The following is a 22,958-nucleotide window of genomic DNA, read 5'->3' on the forward strand; positions in this document are numbered from 1 at the left end:
CCAGGTCCACAGGCACCCTCGCGCCGAGTGCGGCGCGGCCCGTGCACGAGGAGGACGGCATGGTCGCCAGACGCATCGCGGCGTCGGTCGCGCAGCGGCAGGTCAAGTACGTCACGCCGGTGCCGGTCGGCGCCGCCACCGGGCTGCTGCGGACCGTCTACCAGCAGACCGCGGACGAGATGGGCCTGGTCAGCCCGCCTGTGCAACTGCACTCGCCGGTGCCGGAGTTGGCCGCCGCGTACTGGATGCTCATGCGTGAGCCGATGCTGCCGAGCAACACCATCGGCCGCGACGTCAAGGAGGCGGTGGCGACTGCCGTCTCCACCGCCAACATCTGCCCCTACTGCGTCGACATGCACAGCACCGGCATGTACGACCTGACCGGCGAGCACGACGCCGAGGCGTTGGTCGCCGACCGCATCGAGGAACTGCGCGACGGGGGCCTGCGGTCGCTGGCGGCCTGGGCGCGTACCGCCGCCGAGCCGGGGCGGGCTCCGCTGCCCGCGCCGTTCGACGACCGGCACCGCCCGGAGTTGGTCGGCGTCCTGGTCGCCATGCACTACCTGACCCGGATGGTGAATGTCTTCCTGTCCAGCTTCCTGCTGCCGCCGCGGCTCAGCCCGGAGGCGCGGCGCCGGTTCAAGCGCGGGGTCAGTCGCGTGCTGCGTCCGACGCTGCGGCAGCCGCGCGCCGCCGGACTGTCCGTGCCGCTGCTGCCCGACGCGCCGCTGCCGCCCGACGCCGACTGGGCCCGTACCAGCCCCACGGTGGCTGCCGCGGTGGCCCGTTCCGCCGCCGTGTTCGACGCGGCCGGCGCGCGGTCGGTGTCCCCGGCGGTCCGACAGGTGGTCCTGGATCGTCTTGCCGACTGGCAGGGGGAGGAGACCGGGTTGAGCCGGCGCTGGTGCGATCTCCTGGTCGCCGACCTGGAGCCCGCCGACCGTGCGGCCGGACGGCTCGCCCTGCTCACCGCCGTGGCTTCCTACCAGGTCGACGAGGACGTGGTGACCGCCTTCCGGGACCAGCATTCCGACGACGTCGCCCTTGTGGAGCTGACAGCCTGGGCGAGCTTCGCCGCGGCCCGCCGGGTCGGCGCCTGGCACCGGGCGACCGGGTGACCGGCCCAGGCGCCGAGGAGCGCACCCGGGACGCCCGCAGCCCGCCTGAGGCGTCACAGCGCACGGCAGGAGACGCCCCGCCACGCAGGCGCGTACGACGATGGGGCCGTCTTACCCGACACCGGGGCAGGAGGAACCATGCCGACCGTAATGGGTGCAGTGCGCAGCCTGATGATGACGCCGTCCATGGCGGAGGTCAGCTTCCAGCGTAGGGGCTTCCCCCCGGCGCCCGAGGACGTGACCCGCCGATTGGAGGCGATCCCGCAGGCGGTGATCTGCGGCTTCGAGTGGGGCATCGACGTGCGCGAGTTGTGGGAGTTGGAACGGCGCCTCGAACTGGTCGACCCGGAGCAGCGAGGCTTCGCCTACGAGGGCGCCACGATGGCGTGCACCGTCCGGGACGCGATGGCTGGCGGCCGAGGGCGGCGCACCGAGGCGCTGCTGCGGGGGCCGGGGCGCCGGCACATCTTCCTCGCGTACATCGGCATCGGGTTCGCCATGGCCCGGCTGCCCCGGCCGCTGTGGGCCCGGGTGCTGCCCGACCTGCCGGACGTGCCCTACCACCCGACGATGAGTTGGCTGGCCGTCGACGGCCTGGGCTTCGACCGTGCCTACTTCGACACGCCGCGCTGGGTCGACGGGCAGCGCCGGCCGAAGCCGTACCCGTGGGACGGCCACCCGGAGTACTTCGCGCGCGCCTGGGACCAGGGTGTCGGTCGCGCACTCTGGTTCATCCACGGTGGACAGGTGCCGCAGGTCGTCGCCGCCGTGGACCGCTTCGCCGCGGCACGCCGGGCGGATCTCTGGAGCGGCGTCGGGCTCGCCGCCACCTTCGCCGGTCAGTGCGGCCCCGACGGGCTCGCGGCGCTGCGCCGCCAGGCCGGTGGGCACGCGCGGGATCTGGCCCAGGGCGCCGTCTTCGCCGCGAAGGCGCGCACCTGGGCGGGCACGGTGCCCGCGCACACCGAGGCCGCCGTCCGCGCGCTGGCGGACCTGTCCGCCGACGCCGCGGGGGCGCTGGCCGACGACGTCGTGGTCGATTCCACCGTCCCGGCCGCGGAGCCGCACTACGAGACCTGGCGCAGCCTGGTCCGCGATCGGTTGCCGGTCGACGCGTCGTTGCGGCACGGCTGACGGAGCGCTTGCCCCACGCCGTTGTCGCGAAATTGCCGAACGCCTGCTCGGCACATTCGAAGAAGCAGTTTCCGTCGATTACTTGGGACGATTTCCCCGGAAACTCTTTCCGATTGGCGCGACGATGCAGGGAGCGTTTCATGGGTGTGTCCGGGAAGCTGAGGCGGCGAATACTGACGCCGGACGTTTCGGAGACGAAACTCGACGTACGAGGTTTCCACGTCAAGAACCCGCAGGCACGTGAGCTGCTGGAGACGGTCGGCGCCAGCTTCCTGCGCGGCTTCGGGTACGCCGCCGAGGCGTCCGCCGTGGCAGACGCCGAACGGGAGTTGGAAAGTGTGCCTTTCCGATTCCGCGGATTCGCCTACGAGGGCGCGGCGATGGGATTCGCGATCCGGGACGGGCTGCGTCTCGGTCGACCCCGGTACGTGTCGGAGATGCTGGCCGGGCGCGGTGACGCGCACGTCTACATGGCGTACGTCGGGGTGGGCTGGGCGATGGCCCGGCTGCCCCGGCTGCGCTGGTCCACCCTCACCGCCCCGGACCGGTTGCTGCGCTGGCTGGTACTGGACGGCTACGGCTTCCACCAGGCCTACTTCCACACCGACAGGTACGTGCGGCAGCAGTACCGCGAGAAGAACTTCCCCTGGCCGCTCGACGAGTACCGCTGGTACGCCGACCACGCCATCGACCAGGGCATCGGCCGGGCACTGTGGTTCGTCGGCGGCACCGACCCCGGCGAGGTCGCGCGCATGATCGAGGCGTACCAGCCAGAACGCCGAGCTGACCTCTGGAGCGGCACCGGGCTCGCCGCCACCTACGCCGGTGGCGGCGACGAGGAGGAGCTGCGGGCACTGTGGCGCCTCGCCGGCGAGCACCGGCCACAGCTAGCCCAGGGGGCCGCGTTCGCCGCCGGCGCGCGTGTACGGGCCGGGTTGCTCGGCCCGCACACCGAACTGGCCACCCAGATCTTCTGCGGGATGTCGGCGGAACAGGCGCAGAAGGTGACCGACGAGGCGCTGGTCGATCTGCCCGACGGCGAATCCCTGCCGTCCTGGGAGATCTGGCGGCAGCGCATCACCGCATCGTTCGTGTCGCTCGGGCAGTGCTGACGCCCCGTACGACGACTCACGCAGGACCCCGGCCGGCGACGGCCGGGTTCAGGTACAAGGAGGGTCCTGAGCACATGACAAGAATCGCCATCGTGGGCATGGCATGCCGATACCCGGACGCGACCTCACCACGCGAGTTGTGGGAAAACGCGATCGCGGGACGCCGAGCCTTCCGCCGCATGCCCGACGAACGCATGTCCCTCGACGAGTACTGGGACGCCGACCCGAAGGCCCCGGACAAGTTCTACTCCCGCAACGCCGCCGTGATCGAGGGGTACGAGTTCGACCGGATCGCCTACAAGGTGGCCGGCAGCACCTACCGCTCCACGGACCTGACCCACTGGCTGGCTCTGGACGTCGCGGCGATGGCCCTGGCCGACGCCGGTTTCCCGATGGCCGAGGGGGTGCCGCGCGAGCGGACCGGCGTGATCGTCGGCAACAGTCTGACCGGCGAGTTCTCCCGCGCGAACCAGCTGCGCCTGCGCTGGCCTTTCGTGCGGCGCATGGTGGCCGCCGCCCTGAAGGACCAGAACTGGGACGACGACCAGCTCACGACGTTCCTCGACGACTTCGAGTCCACATTCAAGAGCCCGTTCCCGGAGATCGACGAGGACACCCTGGCCGGCGGCTTGTCGAACACCATCGCCGGGCGGATCTGCAACCACTTCGACCTCAAGGGCGGCGGCTACACCGTCGACGGAGCCTGTTCGTCCTCGCTGCTGTCGGTGGCGACGGCCTGCAAGGGTCTGGTGGACGGGGAACTCGACGTCGTCGTCGCCGGCGGTGTCGACCTCTCGATCGACCCGTTCGAGGTGATCGGCTTCGCCAAGACCGGCGCCCTCGCCACCGGCGAGATGCGGGTGTACGACCAGGGCTCCAACGGGTTCTGGCCCGGTGAGGGCTGCGGCATGGTGGTGCTGATGCGCGAGGACGAGGCACGCCGCGCCGGGCACCGCATCTACACGACGATCGCCGGTTGGGGCATCTCCTCCGACGGCAAGGGCGGGATCACCCGCCCCGAGGTCAGCGGCTACCAGCTGGCCCTCCGGCGGGCATACGAGCGGGCCGGCTTCGGCGTCGAGACCGTCGCGCTGTTCGAGGGCCACGGCACGGGCACGGCGGTGGGCGACGCCACCGAGCTACGGGCGTTGACGCTGGCCCGCCGGTCGGCTGGCCCGGCCGCCGCCCCCGCCGCGATCAGCTCGGTCAAGGGCATGATCGGCCACACCAAGGCGGCTGCCGGGGTGGCCGGCCTGATCAAGGCCGCCATGGCCGTGCACCACCGGGTGCTGCCGCCGGCCATCGGCTGCGTGGAGCCGCACGACCTGCTCACCGAGGACGGGGCCGCGCTGCGGGTGCTGCGCAAGGCCGAGCCCTTCCCGACCGACGTGCCGGTCCGGGCCGGTGTCACCGCGATGGGCTTCGGCGGAATCAACACCCACATCGTGCTGGAGAACACCGACGCCCGCCGTCGCGGCCGGTTGGACACCCGCACAGCCGCGCTGGCCTCGTCCCTGCAGGACGTCGAGCTGCTGGTCGTGGACGCGTCGACCCTGGACGAGCTGGGTGAGCGGATCGACCAGCTGTTGGCGTTCGTGCCCGGCGTCGCGTACGGCCAGCTCGCCGACCTGTCGGCCACCCTGCACCAGGAGCTGCGCGACCTGCCGTTCCGGGCGGCGACGGTGGTGTCCTCACCGGAGGACGCCGAGCGGCGGCTGCGGACACTGCGCGAGAAGATCACCTCCGGTGAGACGAGCTACTTCGGCTCGGACGGCCGGTGCTTCCTCGGCCACGCCACCGGCCCCGGCCGGATCGGTTACCTCTTCCCCGGGCAGGGCTCCGGTCGCGGCCTCAGCGGAGGCGCGCTGCGGCGACGCTTCGCCGAAGCCGAGGAGGTGTACGTGCGGGCTGCCCTGCCGGTGGGCGCCGACGCGGTGGCGACGGAGGTGGCTCAGCCGCGCATCGTCACCGGTTCGATGGCCGGCCTGCGGGTGCTGGACACCCTGGGCTTGGAGGCGACGGTGGCGGTCGGGCACAGCCTCGGCGAGCTGTCCGCGCTGCACTGGGCCGACGCGATGCAGGAGGAGGACCTGCTGCGGGTGGCCGCCGTCCGCGGCTCGACGATGAGCCGGCACAGCGCGTCCGGCACGATGGCCGGCATCAGCGCCTCGGCGGACGCCGTCGCGCAGCTCATCGCCGGCACGTCGGTGGTGATCGGCGGGCACAACGGGCCGAACCAGACGGTGGTCGCCGGGTCGGTGGACGAGATCGAGGCCGTGTGCGAGCGCGCCCGGCAGGCGGGCGTCGGCGCGACCCGGCTGAACGTCTCGCACGCCTTCCACTCCCCGCTCGTGGCGCCGGCCGCAGCCACGTTCGCCGCCACGCTTGCCGACGAGCGGTTCGGTCCGGTGACCCGCCGGGTCGTCTCCACGGTGACCGGTGACGCGCTGTCGGCCGACACCGACGTGCGGGCGCTGCTGCACCGGCAGATCACCGACCCGGTGCTGTTCGCCCAGGCCGTGACCGTGGCGGCCAAGGACATCGACCTCTTCGTCGAGGTCGGCCCAGGCCGGGTGCTCACGGGGCTGGCCACGGCGATCACCGACACCCCCGCGGTCGCCCTGGACACCGACAGCGAGTCGCTGGCCGGGCTGCTCGGGGTGGTCGGCGCGGCGTACGTGGTCGGCGCCCCGGTGAACGAGGCCCCGCTGTTCCACGGCCGGCTGGTGCGTCCGCTGCGGCTGGGGCAGGAGTTCAGCTTCTTCGCCAGCCCGTGCTCGGCCGCACCGCCGGTCCACCTGCCGGCCCGTACCCGGCCGCTCGGGGCGGCGACGGAAACGACGGCGTCCCTGCCCGGTATCGCGCAGGCACCCGTGCCCGGCGGCGCTTCGGAACCGGCAATCGAACTGCTCCGACGTCTCGCGGCCGAGCGCGCCGAGCTGCCGTTGGAACTCGTCCATCAGGACAGCCGGCTCCTCGACGACCTGCACCTGAGCTCGATCACCGTCGGCCAGGTCGTCAACCAGGTCGCGGCGCAGCTCGCGGTGCCGCCGGCGCAGACACCGACGAACTTCGCCACCGCCACGGTGCGGGAGTTGGCCGAGGCGCTCGACACCCTCGCGCAGACGGCGCAGCCGGGCGACGCGGCGGCGGGCGCGCCGGTCGCGGGCGCCGCCGGGTGGGCCCGGCCGTGGTCGGTCGACCTCGACGAGGTGCCACTGCCGCCGCCGGTCCCGACGGGACAGCGCGGCACGTGGCAGATGTACGCGGACGCGTCAGATCCGCTCGGCCCGGCGCTGCGTACGGCGCTGGAGTCGGCCGGGGTCGGCGGCGGAGTGCTGGTCTGCCTACCGTCGGGGTGCACCGAGGACCAGGTCGGGCTGGCGCTCGACGGGGCGAAGGCAGCGCTGGCCGGCGTCGCGGGCGACCGGTTCGTGCTCGTCCAGCGGGACCGGGGCGCGGCCGGGCTGGCCAAGACTCTGCGGCTGGAGGCGCCACGGCTGCGGGTGACAATCGTGCACCTGCCGGTCGGCGACGCCGAGGTCGAGCGGGTGGTTGCCGAGGTGGCCGCGACGGGCGAGTTCACCGAGGCGTACTACGACGAGGCGGGGGTTCGCCGGGTTCCGACGCTGCGGGTGCTGCCCGTCGAGCCGACCCGTACCGACCTGCCGCTGGCCGCCACTGACGTGCTGCTGGTGAGCGGCGGCGGCAAGGGCATCACCGCCGAGTGCGCGCTCGCCGTCGCCGTCGACACCGGTGCGGCGCTGGCGCTGCTCGGGCGCAGCGACCCGGCGCAGGACGCCGAGCTGGAGGCGAACCTGAAGCGGATGGCCGATGCCGGCGTGCGGGTGCGGTACGCCCGCGCCGACGTCACCGACGCCGACGAGGTCAAGCGGGCCGTCGACGAGATGGTGGCGGAGCTGGGTCCGGTCACCGGCGTGCTGCACGGCGCGGGACGCAACGAGCCGGCGGCGATCACGCAGCTGGACCGCGACGCCTTCCGGCGTACCTTCGCTCCCAAGATCGACGGTCTGCGCGCGGTGCTCGCCGCCGTCGACCCGGCCCGGCTGCGGTTGCTTGTCACCCTGGGCAGCATCATCGGTCGTGCCGGTCTGCGGGGCGAGGGGCATTACGCCACCGCGAACGAGTGGCTGGCCGACCTCACCCGAGAGTTCGGTCGCGAACACCCGCAATGCCGTACCCGGTGTCTGGAGTGGTCGGTCTGGTCCGGGGTCGGCATGGGGGAGCGGCTGTCGGTGGTGGAGTCGCTGACCCGCGACGGCGTCACGCCGATCACTCCCGACCAGGGCATCGCGATCCTGCGCCGGCTCCTGTCGGACCAGGACAGCCCGGACCGGGTGGTCATCAGTGGCCGTACGGAGGGCGTCGACACGGTCCGGTACGACCTGCCCGAGCTGCCGCTGCTGCGTTTCGTCGAACGTCCGCTGATCCGCTACCACGGGGTGGAGCTGGTGTCCGAGGTCGCGCTCAACGCGGGCACCGACCGCTACCTGGCCGACCACCTGCTCGACGGCAACCTGCTCTTCCCGGCGGTCTTCGGCATGGAGGCCATGGCGCAGGTCACCGCCGCGCTCACCGGCGACGAAGCGGTGCCGGTGATCGAGCGGGCCGAGTTCCTCCGTCCGGTGGTGGTGCCACCGGACGGCACCACCACGATCCGGATCGCGGCGGTGGTGACCGGCCCGGACACGGTGGAGGTGGCGCTGCACAGCGAGGAGACCGGATTCGTGGTCGACCACTTCCGGGCACAGTTGCGCACCGGCGCCGTCGCCGTCGCCGACGGGCCGCCCGCCCAGGTCCACGACGAACTGCCGACGGTGCCTCTGGACCCGGCCGCCGAGCTGTACGGCCCGGTGCTGTTCCAGGGCGACCGCTTCCAGCGCCTGCGCCGCTATCACCGGGTCGCCGCCCGCGACGTCGACGTTGCGGTGGCGGTGGACCCGACGACGGACTGGTTCGCCGGGTTCCTGCCGGGTCGGCTCCTGCTGGGCGACCCGGGCACCCGGGACGCGCTGATGCACGGACTTCAGGTCTGTGTGCCCGACGCGACCCTGCTGCCGGCCGGGATCGCCCGGGTCCAGGCGGCCGGGCCAGCCGTGTTCGACGCCGAAGGGCTGCGCTTCTGCGCCACCGAACGGCAGCGTGACGGGGACACCTACGTCTACGACGTGGTGCTGCGCGACGGTGCCGGGAAACCCTTGGAGCGCTGGGAGGGGCTGCGTCTGCGGGCGGTACGCAAGAACGACGGCCGCGGACCGTGGGCGCCGCCGCTGCTCGGCCCCTACCTGCAGCGTACGGTGGCCGATCTCCTCGGGGTCGACGTGGCCACCGCCGTGGAGCCGGACGGCGAGGCGGCGTCCGGCGACTTCGTAGCCGCCCGTCGGGCGCAGACCGCGACGGCCGTCAGCCGGGCCTGCGGCGAGCCGGTGCCGGTGCGATACCGGCCGGACGGTCGGCCGGAGCTCGACGATGGTCGCGTGGTGTCGAGCAGCCACGGCGCCGGGGTGACCCTGGCCGTGGTGGCCGACGGTCCCGTCGCCTGCGACCTGGAACTGGTCGAGGAGCGTCCGGACTCGGTATGGCAGGGCCTGCTCGGGCAGCACCTCGCGCTGGCGGAGGCGATCCGCGAGGCGACAGGTGAGGACCTGTCGACCGCCGCCACCCGTGCCTGGACCGCCGTCGAGTGCCTGCAGAAGGTCGGCCACACCAACCGGGAGCCGCTGACGCTGCTGTCCACGCCACGTCCGGGGTGGACGGTGTTCGCCGCGGCTGGCCACCGCATCGCCGTGACGGCGACGACCCTGCGCGACGTCGGCGGACCCGTCGTGATCGCGGTGCTGACCGAGGGGAGCCACTGACCGTGGAGAGCTACTACGAGATCCGGCACACCGTCGGGTTCGAGGAGACGAACATCGTCGGGAACGTCTACTACGTCAACTACCTGCGCTGGCAGGGACGGTGCCGGGAGATGTTCCTGCGGGAGCGGGCCCCGGCGATCCTGGCCGACCTTCAGGACGATCTCAAGCTGTTCACCCTCCGGGTGGACTGCGAGTTCTTCGCCGAGATCACCGCTTTCGACGACCTCGCCATCCGGATGCGCCTGGTCGAGCTGGCGCAGACGCAGATCGAGTTCGGTTTCGACTACGTCCGGCTCGACGCCGACGGCACGGAGACGCTTATCGCCCGCGGCAGTCAACGCGTGGCCTGCATGCGCGGCCCGAACACTCGAACCCTTCCGGCCCGGGTGCCGGAGGCACTCGCCCGCGCACTCGAGCCGTACCAACGCGCACCCGTCCGCGGGTGAGGCGTCCGAGCCGATAGGAGGCGCTCATGGATATTCATGCCAGGCCGCCCGCTCAGGTGACCGACGCGAAACTGCTCCGGCGGGCCTTCGGGGCGTTCGCCACCGGCGTCACGGTGGTGACGGTCGGCGGCGCCACCCCGCACGGGATGACAGCCAACTCGTTCGCCACCGTGTCTCTCGAACCGCCGCTGGTGCTGATCTGCGTGGGTCGGGAGGCGGTCATGCACCAGGTGCTGTCCCGCGCCGGCGTCTTCGCCGTCTCGGTGCTGGCCGCCGAGCAGGAGGCCGTGGCGCGCTACTTCGCCGACCGCCGTCGGCCGCTGGGCCGGGAGCAGTTCGCCAGCGTCGACTGGCTGCCCGGACCCCAGACGGGCGCCCCGCTGATCAGCGGGGCGCTCGCCCACTTCGAGTGTGAGTTGCGGCGGACGTACGAGGGGGGCGACCACAGCATCTTCCTGGGGGAGCTGCTGTCGATGGACCGCAGTCTCGAGAACGACGCGCTGCTGTTCGTCAACGGCGGCTTCCGGCAGGTCGAACCCAAGCGAAGCGATGTGGCGATATGACTCTCGACCAGATACGCCGGCGCGTACCGCCGGGGCCACCCCGGACCGCGACGTTGCGTCTGCTCGCGGCGATGCGGCGGGACCGGCTCAGCATGCTCACCACCGCCGCGGCACAGTACGGCGACGCCGTCCGGCTGCCGGTCGGGCCGATCACCCTCTACCTGTTCAACCATCCTGACCACGCCAAGCACGTGCTTGCCGACAACAGCGCCAATTACCACAAGGGCGTCGGCCTGCGACACGCCAAGCGGGCGCTCGGCGACGGCCTGCTCACCAGTGAGGGTGAGCTCTGGCGCAAGCAGCGTCGCGTCATCCAACCGACGTTCCAGAGCCGTCGCGTCGCCGCCATGGCGCCGGTGATCGCCGAGGAGGGGGCGCTGCTCGTCGAGCGTCTGCGTCGGTACGCGGGGCAGGGGCCGGTGGACGTGGTCCAGGAGATGACCGGGTTGACCCTCGGGGTGCTGGGCCGGGCTCTGCTGGACGCGGACGCCAGTGCCTTCGGGTCGGTGGGTGCGTCCTTCGCCGCGGTGCAGGATCAGGCGATGTTCGAGCTGGAGACGCTGAGTGCCGTTCCCACGTGGATTCCCCTACCGCGACAGGTGCGGTTTCGGCGTGCCCGTCGGGACCTGGAGCGGGTCGTGGACCGGCTCGTGGCCGATCGCGACCCCGCCGGCGACGGGCGTGACGACGTGCTGTCCCGGCTCGTCGTGTCCACGGCGGCCGAGGAGGACCGGCGGGTCGGGCGGCAGCGGCTGCGTGACGAGCTGGTCACGCTGATGCTGGCCGGGCACGAGACGACGGCCAGCACGTTGAGCTGGACGCTCTACCTCGTCGACAAGCACCCCGAGGTCCGTGAGAGGTTGCGGGCCGAGGTGACGTCCGCGCTCGGTGACCGGCCGCCCACGTACGAGGACCTGCACCGTCTTCCCTACACGACATCGGTGGTGGAGGAGGCTATGCGGCTGTACCCGCCGGTGTGGTTGCTGCCCCGCCTCGCGCTGAAGGACGACGAGGTCAACGGCTACCACGTGCCCGCCGGATCGGATGTGCTGATCAGCCCGTACACCCTGCATCGGCACCCTGATCTGTGGGACGAGCCGGAGCGGTTCGACCCGGACCGCTTCGACCCGGATCGGCCGACCGACCGGCCCCGGTACGCCTACATACCGTTCGGCGCCGGGCCCCGGTTCTGCGTGGGTAATCACCTCGGGATGATGGAGGCGACCTTCGTCATCGCGATGCTGGTGCGCGAGTTGGACCTGGTCCTGAAGCCGGGTTACCCGGTGACAGCCGAGCCGATGCTGTCCCTGCGGGTGCGGGGCGGCCTGCCGATGACGGTCCGACCGGTGCACTGACGGTTGGACCCGCACGTGGCCGGCGCCTACGGGCGCCGGCCACGTCGTTGTCCGCCCGTCGCGCCCGTTGGACCCTCGGGTACCGCTGCGGGCATTCAGCCAGCTTTCGGCCCAGCTCGACCGCCGTGTGGGGTAGACACGCGTGTGGCCGGCCACCGGAGAACCGGTGGCCGGCCCACAGGGCGCCGGCGGGTGGTCAGGCCGCCAGGGGGTACCGCTCCGGCAGCGTCCGACCGGCCCGTGCGAGGGCCGTCTTGCGTACGTCGAGCAGGGCGAGCAGCACGGGCGGGTCGAGGGAGCGCATCGGTCGCAGGGCGAGGTCGGCGTTCTCGATGACCGTCGAATGCCCGATGCTGATCGGGCCGACCGTGCCCGCGGCCAGGCCCACGCCGCGCAACGACACCGCCTCGACGGCCTGCTCGGCGCTTTCCTCGACGGAGTGGGCGAGCAGGTACCACGATCCTGGCGGCACCTTGTCGAGCAGGAACCCACCCGGTTCGTCCAGCACCGTGCAGCTCACCGGTCGGCCCTCCGGTATGCGTTCGTGGAACAGGCCGATGAATGTGAGGCCGGGTCGGTCCGCGTCGGCGGGGGTCACGGTGCCCCGGACGACGCCTGTGGTCTTCGTCGGGTCGAGGTCGGTCTCGGGCTGGATCTGGGGCGCGATGCCCCGCATCCGGCGATAGGTGGTCGGGGAGAGCCCCACGCTTCGGGTGAACCGGGAGCTGAACGTGCCGACGCTTGTGTAACCCACCCGGAGGCTGATGTCCGACACGTTGAATGATGTGGAGGTCAGCAGTTCCTTTGCCTGTTCGAGTCGAAGGGCCGACAGGAACCTGCCGGGGGACACCCCGGTCACCCGCTGGAAGATTCGCGAGAAGTGGAACTTGCTGAACATCGCGACGCGGGCCATGTCGTCGATTGTGAGTTGTTCACCGAGGTTGTCGTGCATGGCGGCGATGACGCGCTCGACGGCTTTTTCTGCAGATTTGTCCATGACCTCTGTACCTCCCCAGTTAAAGGTCTGTGTCAACGGCGGGGGATAAGGCGAGCCAGTGGCGAACGCAGCCCGTGCAATTCCAGCGGGGATCCACTGACGAATTGCCGGATTGCTGGCCCTATTCCCTGGGGATGAAGTGCGGCGCGTGGGTGGTCCTTGAAACGCCACGCGCACGTTCTTCCCCCCGTCGTAGCGCCGAGTGACGGAAATTGATGTTAGTTGCGAAGGCCCTCGGCGGCAATAGCTCATCCGGGACACCCGCAGGCGGGACTGGCCGCGCGTGGGTGCCGGACCGCCCGAGTCCCTTCTGAGCTGGGAAAACGTCCTCCTGGTGGGGGTGCGCAGCAGGCAAAGAGAGCAATCATTCAGAAAGGAGAAGTTGGCAATTTCCACTATCCGGTAATTTCTACGGAGCGTGACGCTCGATCTTCTTGGCGACTGCGTGCAACTTCCGTTGAGGTGGCGTGCCGTGCCCGTTGAGCAGGCATTTCGCGGCAGTTACGCACAGTGCTAGTGCAGCGACCTTGGGTTAAAGGCGAATGATGCCGCTACTGGTCAAGTGTCCGGAATTCCCCTCGGATGCTGTCGGGAGGGCGACGCTTCGGCAGCCCTGTCGCTCCCAGGTAGGGTGTGGCAACATGAGCCAAGGTCATCGCTGAACAACTGATGGAGTTCGATGAAAATCTCGAATCTCAGCAGGCAGAGCGGTGTCTCCGTGGCAACCATCAAGTTCTACCTCCGTGAGCGGCTCCTTCCGCCTGGCACGCCCACAGCCCGCAACCAGGCCGAGTACGACGAGTCGCACCTTGTCCGGCTTCGGCTGATCCGCCTGCTCACCGGGATCGGGATGATGAGCCTCGCCTCGGTGCGGGAGGTGCTTGTGGCGATCGATGCCAACTGCCTGTCCCCGCAGGATCTGGCCCGGGTCGTCAACGACCGTCTGCTGCCGCAACACCCGCTGCCGGACGCGGAGGCGCGGTCGCTGCGCACCGCTCGGGAGCAGGCCGATCAGTTCATCGACACCGTCGGCTGGCAGATCTCCGCCGACGCCCGGGAGCGCGACACCCTCGCCCAGGTTCTCGCAGCCCTCCAAGGGCTCGGCTGCTCCTGCGGGGCGGAGGCGTTCGTACCGTACGCCGAGGCCGCCGAACGCCTCGCTCGCAGCACCGAGAACGTGCCTCCGGAGTCCACGGCCGCGACTGTCGTCGCCCGCACCGTGCTGCTCGAGGTGGCCTTCGCGGTGATGAGGCGCATGGCCTACGAGCACCGCCTCGCCGCCCGCCAGGCAGACCAGGGCGACTCTCCCGAGCGCTGAACGGCGCACCAGCTCGGTCCGGCCGACGGGCCGTCACGACCGAAAACGTTTCTCCAGAATTGCGAAACAGCCGTTACCGAGGTTTGCAGAGCAATTATCGAGAAGACATGCCGAGTGGCCGGGCCCGAGGATAACCAGCGTCAGGACCGCAATTCGTCCCGATGTCGTCCGTCGGCACTTCCGGCAGGGTGGCGGTGATCCGCCCCGGTCATCCAGTGCCGACTCCCGTCCATCCGCCGCGTCGTCGCCGGCGCGGTGCCGTGCCCACGGCACCGCCTGGTGGTAGCCCGGCCGGCCGGCGCGTCAGGCCTCAGGTCGGAGACCGGGCAGCGGAAGCCGGACGTGCCGCACGCCGTCTAAGCAAGGGGAATCGATGCCAACAAAACCCGTCGAAAAGCTCCGCCGCCTCGCTCCCGCCATCTTCGTGCTCGTGCTCCTGGCGGCACTGTTCCAGGTGGCACGCCTGCCGGAGGCGTCGGCCGCGGACCGTGCCACCCTGGCGTCCCGGTTCGGGTTCACCGAGCTGCCGATCGCCCTGCCGCCCGGCCTGCCCGAGCGGACGGTCCGCGAGGTCAACCCCAAGTACGAGCACATCAAGTCGTGGGTCTCGTCGGTCGGCGCGGCGGTCGCCGTCAACGACCTCGACGGCGGTGGGGTGGCAAACGACCTCTGCCTGGTCGACACCCGCAGTGACGCGGCGATCGTGACCCCCGCCCCGGGCAGCGGCGGCACCTACGAGCCGTTCGTGCTCGACCCGGCCCCGCTGCCGACAAGCACCACGATGGCGCCGATGGGCTGCGTTCCCGGTGACTTCAACGGCGACGGGTGGAACGACCTGGTCGTCTACTACTGGGGCCGGACGCCCGTGCTCTTCCTGAACCGCGCGACCCAGGCCGAACTGAGCCTCGCCAGCTTCCGTCCGGTGGAGATCGTGCCGGAGCAGCCCACGCCGGACCGCCAGTACCACGGCAAGTTGTGGAACACCAACGCCGTGGCGGTAGCGGACTTCGATGGTGACGGCCACCCGGATCTCGGAGTGTTCAACTACTTCCGGGACAGCGAGGTGCTCAATCCGCAGGGTCAGCCCAACGTGGAGATGAACCACTCCATGTCGACCGCCCGCAACGGCGGCGGGGCGCATCTGCTGCGGTGGAAGTCCGCGTCGGCCGACTCGGTCCTCTTCGAGGAGCAGCTCGCCCTGGACCCGAAGGTGGCGACCGGGTGGACCCTCGGCGCGGCGTCCGCCGACCTGGACGGTGACCTGCTGCCAGAGTTGTACCTGGCCAACGACTTCGGCAACGACCGACTGTTCCACAACGTTTCCACTCCCGGCCAGATCCGCTTCTCCCTCGTGGAGGGAAGTCGCGGGCCGGCGACGCCGAAGTCGCTTGTGGTCGGCCACGACTCGTTCAAGGGCATGTCGATCGACTTCGCCGATCTATCCGGTAACGGTCGGTTCGACATGTTCGTCAGCAACATCACCGTCTCCTGGGGCCTGGAGGAGAGCAACTTCGTCTGGCAGAACACCGCCAAGGACGCCGCCGACGCCCGCACCCAGCTCGCCGCGGGCCGGGCGCCGTTCGAGAACAAGGCGGCCCGGCTCAACATGGCCTGGATCGGCTGGGGTTGGGACGCCAAGATGGCGGACTTCGACAACAGCGGAAACCTGTCCGTCGTGCAGGCGAGCGGGTTCGTCAAGGGCGAGATCAACCGATTCAACTGGCTCCAGGAACTCGCGATGAGCAACGACCTGATGCTCCGCGAGCCGGACATGTGGCCCAAGGCGGTGCCCGGGGACGACATCGCCGGCTCCGAGCCGGTCGGCTTCTGGGTCCGCGAGGACAACGGGCGGTTCGTCAATCTCAGCCACGAGCTGAAGCTGGACGCGCCCATCCCGACCCGGGGCGTCGCGGTAGCCGACGTCGACGGTGACGGCGGTCAGGACTTCGCCATCGCCCGGCAGTGGGGTCCCCCGGCGTACTACCGCAACACCAGCGACAAGCGGGGCGACTTCCTCGGGCTGCGGCTCCACCGTCCCGCGCTCGGCGCCACCGCCGGCGGCGCCGGACCGGTCGGCACACCCGCGTACGGAGCCCAGGTGAAGCTCACGCTCGCCGACGGGAGCACCCGTGTGGGTCAGCTCGACGGTGGTGGCGGCCACTCCGGCAAGCGCAGCTTCGACGTCTTCTTCGGCCTCGGCCAGAACGGCGCAAAGCCGGTCTCGGCGGAGATCTGCTGGCGCGACCTGGACGGCGTCGCGCACCGCCAGCAGCTGCAACTCTCCCCGGGTTGGCACGACCTCATGCTCACGACTCAGGTTCAGGAGGTGAAGCCGTCATGACGCAGACCTATCAACCCGGCTCCACAGCCGTCGGGGTGCCGGCGTCGGCGACCACCACCCCCGCACCGGCAGGCTCCACCCAGGCCACCAGTGGCGCCCCGCCCCGGGTGGACCCCAAGGATCCCCGCTACATCGCGCTGCGCAACTTCGCCATCTCGATGAGCATCTTCAACATCCTCGGCTACACCGTCCTCGGCTTCGAGCAGCCCTGGACCTGGCCGTTCCTGGCGCTGGCCGTCGGCTACGCCGCCGAGATCGGGATCGAGGCCATCGTGGCGTGGTCGCGGAGGCGCGCCCCGGCCTATCGCGGCAACGGGATGTGGGGTCTCTACACCTTCCTGCTCCCCACCCACATCACCGCGCTCGCGGCGAACATGCTCCTGTACGCCAATGACAACTTCTGGCCCATCGCGTTCGCTGTGGTGGTCGCGATCGGACAGAAGGCGGTTCTCCAGGCGCCCATCCGCGGCCGGATGCGGCACTACATGAACCCGTCGAACCTCGGCATCACCATCACACTGCTGGCGTTCTCCTGGGTGAACATCGCACCGCCGTACCACTTCACCGAGAACGTGCCGGACGTGATCCGGATCGTGGTGCCGCTGGTGATCATCACCTCCGGGACGGTGCTCAACGCGGTCCTCACCAAGAAGGTTCCGCTGATCATGGGCTGGGTCGGCGCGTTCGTGATCCAGGCGCTCATTCGACACTTCGTCTGGGACGTCGCGCTCTGGGCTGCGCTGGTCCCGATGACCGGTGTGGCGTTCGTCCTCTTCACGAACTACATGATCACCGACCCCGGCACCACCCCGACCTCGTTCAAGAACCAGTTCATGTTCGGGTCGTCGGTGGGCATCGTCTACGGGGTGCTGATGGTGTTCAACATCGTCTACACGCTGTTCTTCGCGGTCACCATCGTCTGTCTGATCCGCGGCCTCTACTGGTGGTTCGTCTGGTGGACCGAGCGGCGGCGTGACCGGCGGGCACCTGTCTCCCCGGGCGTGCCAGCCACACTGGCCACGGCCTCGCGCTGATCCGCCGCGCCGGCTCCGGAACCGCCCTGTTAGGGCGGACCACCGGGGCCGGCGCGGTCGTCGCATCTGTCGACGTCACCCTCGCTCGCGAGGCGCCGCAGCGGAGGCCGGAAGCGCAATCTGGGAGAAGATTCGACGTCGACGGGGTGCCACCATCAACCGCGACGCGGACGGCCGGGGAGGTGGTCGACCGCAACCGACGATTCGGGGGCGTTGTGGACCGACGAGCCATGCTGGCGCTGGGGGGTGCGACCGGCGTCGCGCTGGTGATCCCCACCGCCGAGACGACTGAACCAGCGGTCGCCGCGCCGGGCGGCCATCCCCGGCACCACCACCGCCGCCCGTCGCGCCCGGTGCCGTCGGCGGACACCGGCGAGCCGTTCACTCGTCCGTTGGTGGTGCCGCCCGTTCTGCGGCCGGTGGCCGTCACGGCGACCACCGACCACTACCGACTCGACGTCACCACCGCCGACGTCGAGATCGTTCCTGGGCTGCGCAGCCGGATGCTCAGTTACGGCGGCCACGCGGTGAACCCCACCATCCGCGCCCGACAGGGCCGCCGAGTGCGGGTCACCTACCGCAACCGGCTGGACCAGCCGGTGAACGTGCACCTGCACGGCGGCCACGTCGCCGCCGCGGACGACGGTCACCCGATGGACCTCATCCAGCCCGGACAGGAGCGGGTGTACGACTACCCGAACCAGCAGGCGGGCGCCCCGCTCTGGTACCACGATCACAGCCATCACACCGAGTCCGAGCACGTCTACCGCGGGCTCTACGGCTTCTATCTCATCGAGGGCTCGGACGAGGCCGGTCTGCGCCTGCCGTCGGGGCAGTACGACATCCCGATCGCGCTGCGTGACTCGCTCTTCGCCGAGGACGGCACGCTCGTGTGGAACCAGGCCGATCCGTTCAGCCGCACCACGCTTCTGGCAAACAATCGGCACCAGCCGTACTTCCCGGTGGCGGCCCGGCGTTATCGGCTGCGCCTGCTCAACGCCTCAACCCACCGGACCTTCGAGGTCCACGCGAATGGGGCGACCCTGCTCCAGATCGGCGGAGACGGTGGCCTGCTGCCGGCACCGGTGCCCCGCACGTCGATCCTGCTCGGGTCGGCCGAGCGCGCCGAGGTGGTAATCGACTTCTCCGGTAACGCAATCGGTGACCAGGTCTTCCTGGCCGACGCCACCGGTGGCCCGCTGGTGCGGTTCGACGTCGTACGGCGTGCCACCGACTCGAGTCGCGTCCCCCCGCAGCTGCGACCGCTGCCGCCGATGCCGCGTGCCACCGCGGAGCGGCTGTTCGTGATGCGAGTGGACCCGGTCACCTTCGCGAGCCTGATCAACGACAAGGCGTTCGATCCGGCACGGGTCGACACGACAATCACGCGGGGCACGACCGAGATCTGGAAGATCGTCAACGGGGACGCCGGCCTCAATCTGGAACACACCTTCCACATGCACCTGGCGCAGTTCCGGGTGCTGGACCGCGACGGTGCCCCACCGTCACCCGGGGAGTCGGGGTTCAAGGACACCATCTACGTACGTCCGGGGGAGTCCGTCCGCGTGCAGGCCACGTTCGACGGGTTCGTGGGCCGCTACCTCTACCACTGCCACATGCTCGACCACTCCGCCTTCGGAATGATGGGCCAGATGGAGGTCGTCCCCCCGGGCTCCTGAGCGCTGTCTCCGCGTGCGGAGGGCCCGCCACGGCCGCGGCGGTGGCGGGCCGCCTGCCGTGCCACAGAAGCGCTGTCGGATCGTCGGCTAGCTGCCCATGCGGCGCGGCGTGACTGTGCGCCGTCAGGGCCGACGCAACCTGTCCGGCGGCGTGCTCGTTGGTGCGACAAGGGGCGGACGGAGGTAGGCGGGGGCGGACGATGGCGGCAGCGCGGGCCGAGCTGCTACGTCCCCCCGCGAGTTCGGGCCGCGCGACGTTCCTGGAGCTGTTCTTCGATCTGGCCTTCGTGGTGGCCCTCAGTAGGGTCTCGCAACGATTCGCCGGCCTGCACGACGAGACCGGCTGGGCGCTGGTCACCGGGTTCGGTCGTACCCTGCTGCTGTTTCTGGCGCTCTGGCTGATCTGGTCGCACACCGCCTGGATCACGAGTCGCTACGAGCCGGAGCAGCCGATCATCCAGGCCGTGGTGGTCGGCACCATGTTCGCCGGCCTGGTCATGGCGGTGGCGCTGCCACGCGCGATGGAGGAGCGGGCGCTGCCGTTCACGGCCGCGTACCTGATGGTGATGGTGGTGCGGCCGCTGGTGGTCGCCGCCGCGCTGCGCGGCCATCCGCGGCGGTTGGTGCCGTTCCGGCTGGCGGCGTGGTCGACGGCGAGCGCGCCGCTGTGGCTGGCCGGCGCGTTGGGCCCGGAACACCTTCGCACGTCGCTCTGGGCTGCCGCCCTCGCCGTCGACTACCTCGCGTGGGCCCTCGGCTGGCCCCTGCCGCGGCTCGGGGCCTCACAGGTGGGACGTTGGCGGATCGCCGGTACGCATCTCGCCGACCGTTATCAGCAGATGTTCCTCATCGCACTTGGTGAATCGATCCTCGTCATCGGCGTGGTCTTCAGCGGCAATGACTACTCCGGGGAAAGGGCCGCCGCCTTCACTGTCGCCTTCGCCACCAGCGCGCTGCTCTGGCGGATCTACTTCTACCGCGCCGGTCTGCTGCTGACCGAGGCATTGGAGCAGGCGACGACGCCCGGTCGGCTGGGCGCGGCGTCGGAGCGGACGCATCTGGTGATCGTGCTCAGCGTGCTTGTCACCTCGGTCGGTTACGAGCTGGTCATCGACCATCCGTACGGGCCGCCGAAGCTCAGTTGGCTTCTCTTCGTGGTGGGCGGTCCGATGCTCTTCCTCGTCGCTCGTATTCGGCTGGATTACGAGATCTTCGGCCGGGTTTCCCACCCCAAGGTGATCGGCTTCGTGGCTCTGTTGCTGGTGACGCCGGCGTTGGCCAGCTCGGAGCGGATGGTGGGCTGAGCGTGGTGGCCGGAGTGCTTGCCCTGGTCGCGCTGCTCGACGCCCTGCGGAGCCGGGGACGGCCGGTGGAGCGCCCCGCCTCGCCGATCGGGCGGGAAGCGCCCGGGGGCGCGTCAGCGAGGCGTGAGGTCCCTGCGCCGCAGTAGGTAGAACGATCGGTCTTGACGATAGTGCTCCGCGCCAGTAGCGTACGACGAGACAGAACGTTCGTTACGCCTCCGGCGGCAGTGCGAGTGTGGTCCTGAGCAGCGGGGAGTTCACCTCCTCGGCGCCGTGCCACTCCCTCCCGCGTAGAGAAGCATCGAAGGAGAAGGCCGTTGCCCACCAAGATCACGCTGATCGTTGGTAACCCCGCGAACCCCGCCGAGTTCGAGAAGGTCTACGCCGATGTGCGTCGGGCCGCGGAGGCGTTCCCGAAGCTCCAGCGGGTCGAATCGGCAAAGGTGTGGCCGAAGGAGGACGGCACGCCGACCCCTGCGTACCGGACGCTCGACCTCTACTTCGCCTCCTACGACGACGCGTCCGCCGCGGTCGCGACGCCCGCCGCCGGCGCCGTCTTCGGCGGGCTCCAAGGCGCTCAGGTGGAGATCACGGGGCTGTTCTCGGAGATCGAGTAGCCCCGTGCCACGCCACTCCCGTCGACGGCCGTTCGTTAAGTGATCTCGAGAGGATGACATGACCACCCTTGCCCCTTCCGGCGTCTCGACGACGGCGGACGCCCTGCGTCGCCTGCACTTCGGCCGCTTCGCGTTCGCCATCGTCTGGGCCGCCGTGACGTTCCCGCTCGCCAGGGACCTCACCCCGCTCACAGTGGCGCTGCTCGTCATCTACCCGCTGTTCGACGTGGCCGCCGCCGTCGTCGACGCCCGGTCCTCCCGGGCCACCGGAACACCCACCCTGTTGTACGTGAACGTCGCGATCAGCCTGCTCGCCGCCGTCGGCCTGGCCGTCGCGGGCACGTCCGGCATCCCGGCGGCCCTGCGTGTCTGGGGCGCCTGGGCGGTTGTGGCCGGCCTTGTGCAGTTGCTCGTGGCCGTCAGCCGACGCAAGATGGGTGGGCAGTGGCCGATGATCATCAGTGGTGGGATCTCCGTTCTCGCCGGCGGGTCGTTCATCGCCGCCGCCTCCGCGGACAACCCGGTGCTGACCAACGCGGTCGGCTACGCGATCCCCGGCGCCATCTTCTTTCTGATCTCCGCCATCCGCCTCAGCCGCGGTGCGAAGGGAAACTGACATGGACAACGCCACGTACGACGTCATCGTCATCGGCGCGGGGCCGGTCGGCGAGAACGTCGCCGACCGCGTCGTGCAGGGCGGCCTGACCGCCGCCATCGTCGAGCGGGAACTGGTCGGTGGTGAGTGTTCCTACTGGGCGTGCATGCCGACAAAGGCGTTGCTGCGCAGTCAGACCGCGCTCCAGGCGGCACGTCGGCTGCCTGGAGCCCGCGAGGCGGTGACGGGCGACCTGGACGTGGCCGCCGTGCTGCGCCGCCGCGACTCCTTCGCCTCGAACTGGAAGGACGACGGGCAGGTGTCCTGGCTCGACTCCGCGGGGATCGCGCTGTATCGCGGCCACGGACGGATCAGCTCCGACCGGGTCGTCGAGGTGAGCGGCGCGGAGGGTGTCACGATCTCGCTCACCGCTCGACACGCCGTCGTCGTCGCGACCGGAAGCGGCGCCCGGGTGCCGGACGTCCCCGGTCTGACCGAGGCGACGCCGTGGACCAGCCGTGAGGCGGCATCCGCGAGCGAGGTCCCTGGCCGCCTCGCCATCATCGGCGGGGGAGTGGTGGCCACGGAGATGGCTACCGCGTACGCCAGTTTCGGATCCACTGTGACGGTGCTGGTCCGCGACGGTGTGCTGCAACAGGCGGAGCCGTTCGTCGGCGAGCGGGTCACGCAGTCCCTGCGGGAAGCCGGCGTGACGGTACGTCTCGGTGTCGAGGCCACGTCGGTGAGCCGGGACGACGCCGGCACAGTGCACATCACGCTCACCGACGGCGAGCAGGTCGACGCCGACGAGGTCCTTGTCGCTGCCGGCCGTACGCCGAACACCCAGGACATCGGCCTGGACACGATCGGGCTGAAGCCCGGCGCCTGGCTCACCGTCGACGACACGCTGCGGGTCGTCGACGACGCCGGGGCGTTGGTCGGCGACGGCTGGCTGTACGCGGCCGGTGACGTCAACCGGCGCGTGCTGCTGACCCACCAGGGCAAGTACCAGGCCCGCGCGGTGGGCGACGTCATCGTGGCACGGGCCAAGGGCGAAGCGGTCGAGGACGGCCCGTGGGGCCGGCACGTCGCCACCGCCGACCAGCGCGCCGTGCCGCAGGTCGTCTTCACCGATCCGGAGGTCGCTTCCGTGGGGCTGACCGCAGCCGCCGCCGAGGCCGCCAGGCTGCGGGTCCGGGTCGTCGACTACGACCTGGCGGCCGTGGCGGGATCCGCGCTGCACGCCGACGGCTATCAGGGGCACGCCCGGATGGTCGTCGACGAGGACCGCAGCGTCATAGTGGGCTTCACCCTCGTCGGCCCGGACGTCGCGGAACTGCTGCACGCGGCGACGATCGCCATCGTCGGCGAGGTTCCGCTGGACCGACTGTGGCACGCCGTCCCTTCGTACCCGACGGTCAGCGAGGTCTGGTTGCGCCTGCTGGAGGCGTACGGCCGCTGACCTG

General features: G+C 70.6%; 16 protein-coding genes. 15 read left to right on the forward strand and 1 reads right to left on the reverse strand.

The features are described from left to right. The first annotated feature begins 59 nt into the window (after nucleotides 1–59). The 7 genes from ACLQ23_RS17340 (at nucleotide 60) to ACLQ23_RS17370 (ending at nucleotide 11,607) form a co-directional block, all read left to right on the forward strand. Complete coding sequence (locus tag ACLQ23_RS17340; RefSeq protein WP_157553016.1) at nucleotides 60–1,118, forward strand: carboxymuconolactone decarboxylase family protein; 1,059 nt, start codon at nucleotides 60–62, stop codon at nucleotides 1,116–1,118. 138 nt (nucleotides 1,119–1,256) lie between these two features. Beyond that, nucleotides 1,257–2,252, forward strand: coding sequence for a DUF1702 family protein (locus ACLQ23_RS17345; RefSeq protein ID WP_425880799.1), 996 nt, complete (start codon nucleotides 1,257–1,259; stop codon nucleotides 2,250–2,252). A 140-nt stretch (nucleotides 2,253–2,392) separates the two neighbouring features. Further along, complete coding sequence (locus ACLQ23_RS17350; RefSeq protein WP_053660703.1) at nucleotides 2,393–3,364, forward strand: DUF1702 family protein; 972 nt, start codon at nucleotides 2,393–2,395, stop codon at nucleotides 3,362–3,364. 74 nt (nucleotides 3,365–3,438) lie between these two features. After that, nucleotides 3,439–9,243: a type I polyketide synthase gene (locus tag ACLQ23_RS17355; RefSeq protein ID WP_053660701.1), complete on the forward strand. Its 5,805-nt coding sequence runs from the start codon at nucleotides 3,439–3,441 to the stop codon at nucleotides 9,241–9,243. A gap of 2 nt (nucleotides 9,244–9,245) precedes the next feature. Beyond that, nucleotides 9,246–9,689, forward strand: a complete 444-nt coding sequence (locus ACLQ23_RS17360) for an acyl-CoA thioesterase (protein WP_053660700.1) — start codon at nucleotides 9,246–9,248, stop codon at nucleotides 9,687–9,689. Nucleotides 9,690–9,715: 26 nt separating this feature from the next. After that, a complete protein-coding gene (locus ACLQ23_RS17365) occupies nucleotides 9,716–10,252 on the forward strand; it encodes a flavin reductase family protein (protein WP_053660698.1) in 537 nt (178 codons plus the stop codon). Beyond that, the gene (locus ACLQ23_RS17370; protein ID WP_053660696.1) at nucleotides 10,249–11,607 is read left to right on the forward strand and encodes a cytochrome P450; all 1,359 of its coding nucleotides are present in this window, start codon (nucleotides 10,249–10,251) and stop codon (nucleotides 11,605–11,607) included. The genes ACLQ23_RS17365 and ACLQ23_RS17370 overlap by 4 nt, the downstream gene beginning before the upstream one ends. Before the next feature lie 196 nt (nucleotides 11,608–11,803). Here the strand turns inward: ACLQ23_RS17370 and ACLQ23_RS17375 are convergent, their stop codons facing one another. Then, nucleotides 11,804–12,604, reverse strand: a complete 801-nt coding sequence (locus ACLQ23_RS17375) for a helix-turn-helix domain-containing protein (protein ID WP_053660694.1) — start codon at nucleotides 12,602–12,604, stop codon at nucleotides 11,804–11,806. A 679-nt stretch (nucleotides 12,605–13,283) separates the two neighbouring features. On the opposite strand from ACLQ23_RS17375, the gene ACLQ23_RS17380 reads away from it, so the two are divergent. From ACLQ23_RS17380 to ACLQ23_RS17415, 8 genes are all read left to right on the forward strand, one after another. Beyond that, the gene (locus tag ACLQ23_RS17380; protein WP_082377714.1) at nucleotides 13,284–13,922 is read left to right on the forward strand and encodes a MerR family transcriptional regulator; all 639 of its coding nucleotides are present in this window, start codon (nucleotides 13,284–13,286) and stop codon (nucleotides 13,920–13,922) included. Nucleotides 13,923–14,295: 373 nt separating this feature from the next. Beyond that, the gene (locus tag ACLQ23_RS17385) at nucleotides 14,296–16,263 is read left to right on the forward strand and encodes a CRTAC1 family protein (protein ID WP_082377713.1); all 1,968 of its coding nucleotides are present in this window, start codon (nucleotides 14,296–14,298) and stop codon (nucleotides 16,261–16,263) included. Further along, nucleotides 16,260–17,297: a hypothetical protein gene (locus ACLQ23_RS17390; RefSeq protein ID WP_053660688.1), complete on the forward strand. Its 1,038-nt coding sequence runs from the start codon at nucleotides 16,260–16,262 to the stop codon at nucleotides 17,295–17,297. Before ACLQ23_RS17385 ends, ACLQ23_RS17390 begins: the two co-directional genes overlap by 4 nt. Before the next feature lie 230 nt (nucleotides 17,298–17,527). Beyond that, nucleotides 17,528–18,976 carry a multicopper oxidase family protein gene (locus ACLQ23_RS17395; protein WP_053660686.1) on the forward strand — a complete coding sequence of 483 codons (1,449 nt, stop codon included), beginning with the start codon at nucleotides 17,528–17,530 and terminating at the stop codon, nucleotides 18,974–18,976. Nucleotides 18,977–19,176: 200 nt separating this feature from the next. Continuing rightward, a complete protein-coding gene (locus ACLQ23_RS17400) occupies nucleotides 19,177–20,280 on the forward strand; it encodes a low temperature requirement protein A (RefSeq protein WP_231640230.1) in 1,104 nt (367 codons plus the stop codon). Nucleotides 20,281–20,597: 317 nt separating this feature from the next. Continuing rightward, on the forward strand, nucleotides 20,598–20,897 hold the full coding sequence (locus tag ACLQ23_RS17405) for a hypothetical protein (protein WP_053660683.1): 300 nt from the start codon (nucleotides 20,598–20,600) through the stop codon (nucleotides 20,895–20,897). Between the two features lie 58 nt (nucleotides 20,898–20,955). Beyond that, entirely contained in the window at nucleotides 20,956–21,513 is a 558-nt protein-coding gene (locus ACLQ23_RS17410; protein WP_053660681.1) for a hypothetical protein, read from the forward strand. Nucleotide 21,514: 1 nt separating this feature from the next. Beyond that, nucleotides 21,515–22,954: a dihydrolipoyl dehydrogenase family protein gene (locus ACLQ23_RS17415; RefSeq protein ID WP_053660679.1), complete on the forward strand. Its 1,440-nt coding sequence runs from the start codon at nucleotides 21,515–21,517 to the stop codon at nucleotides 22,952–22,954. Nucleotides 22,955–22,958: the final 4 nt, after the last annotated feature.

This window comes from Micromonospora sp. DT41 (assembly GCF_049841715.1).
Classification (GTDB): domain Bacteria; phylum Actinomycetota; class Actinomycetes; order Mycobacteriales; family Micromonosporaceae; genus Micromonospora; species Micromonospora profundi.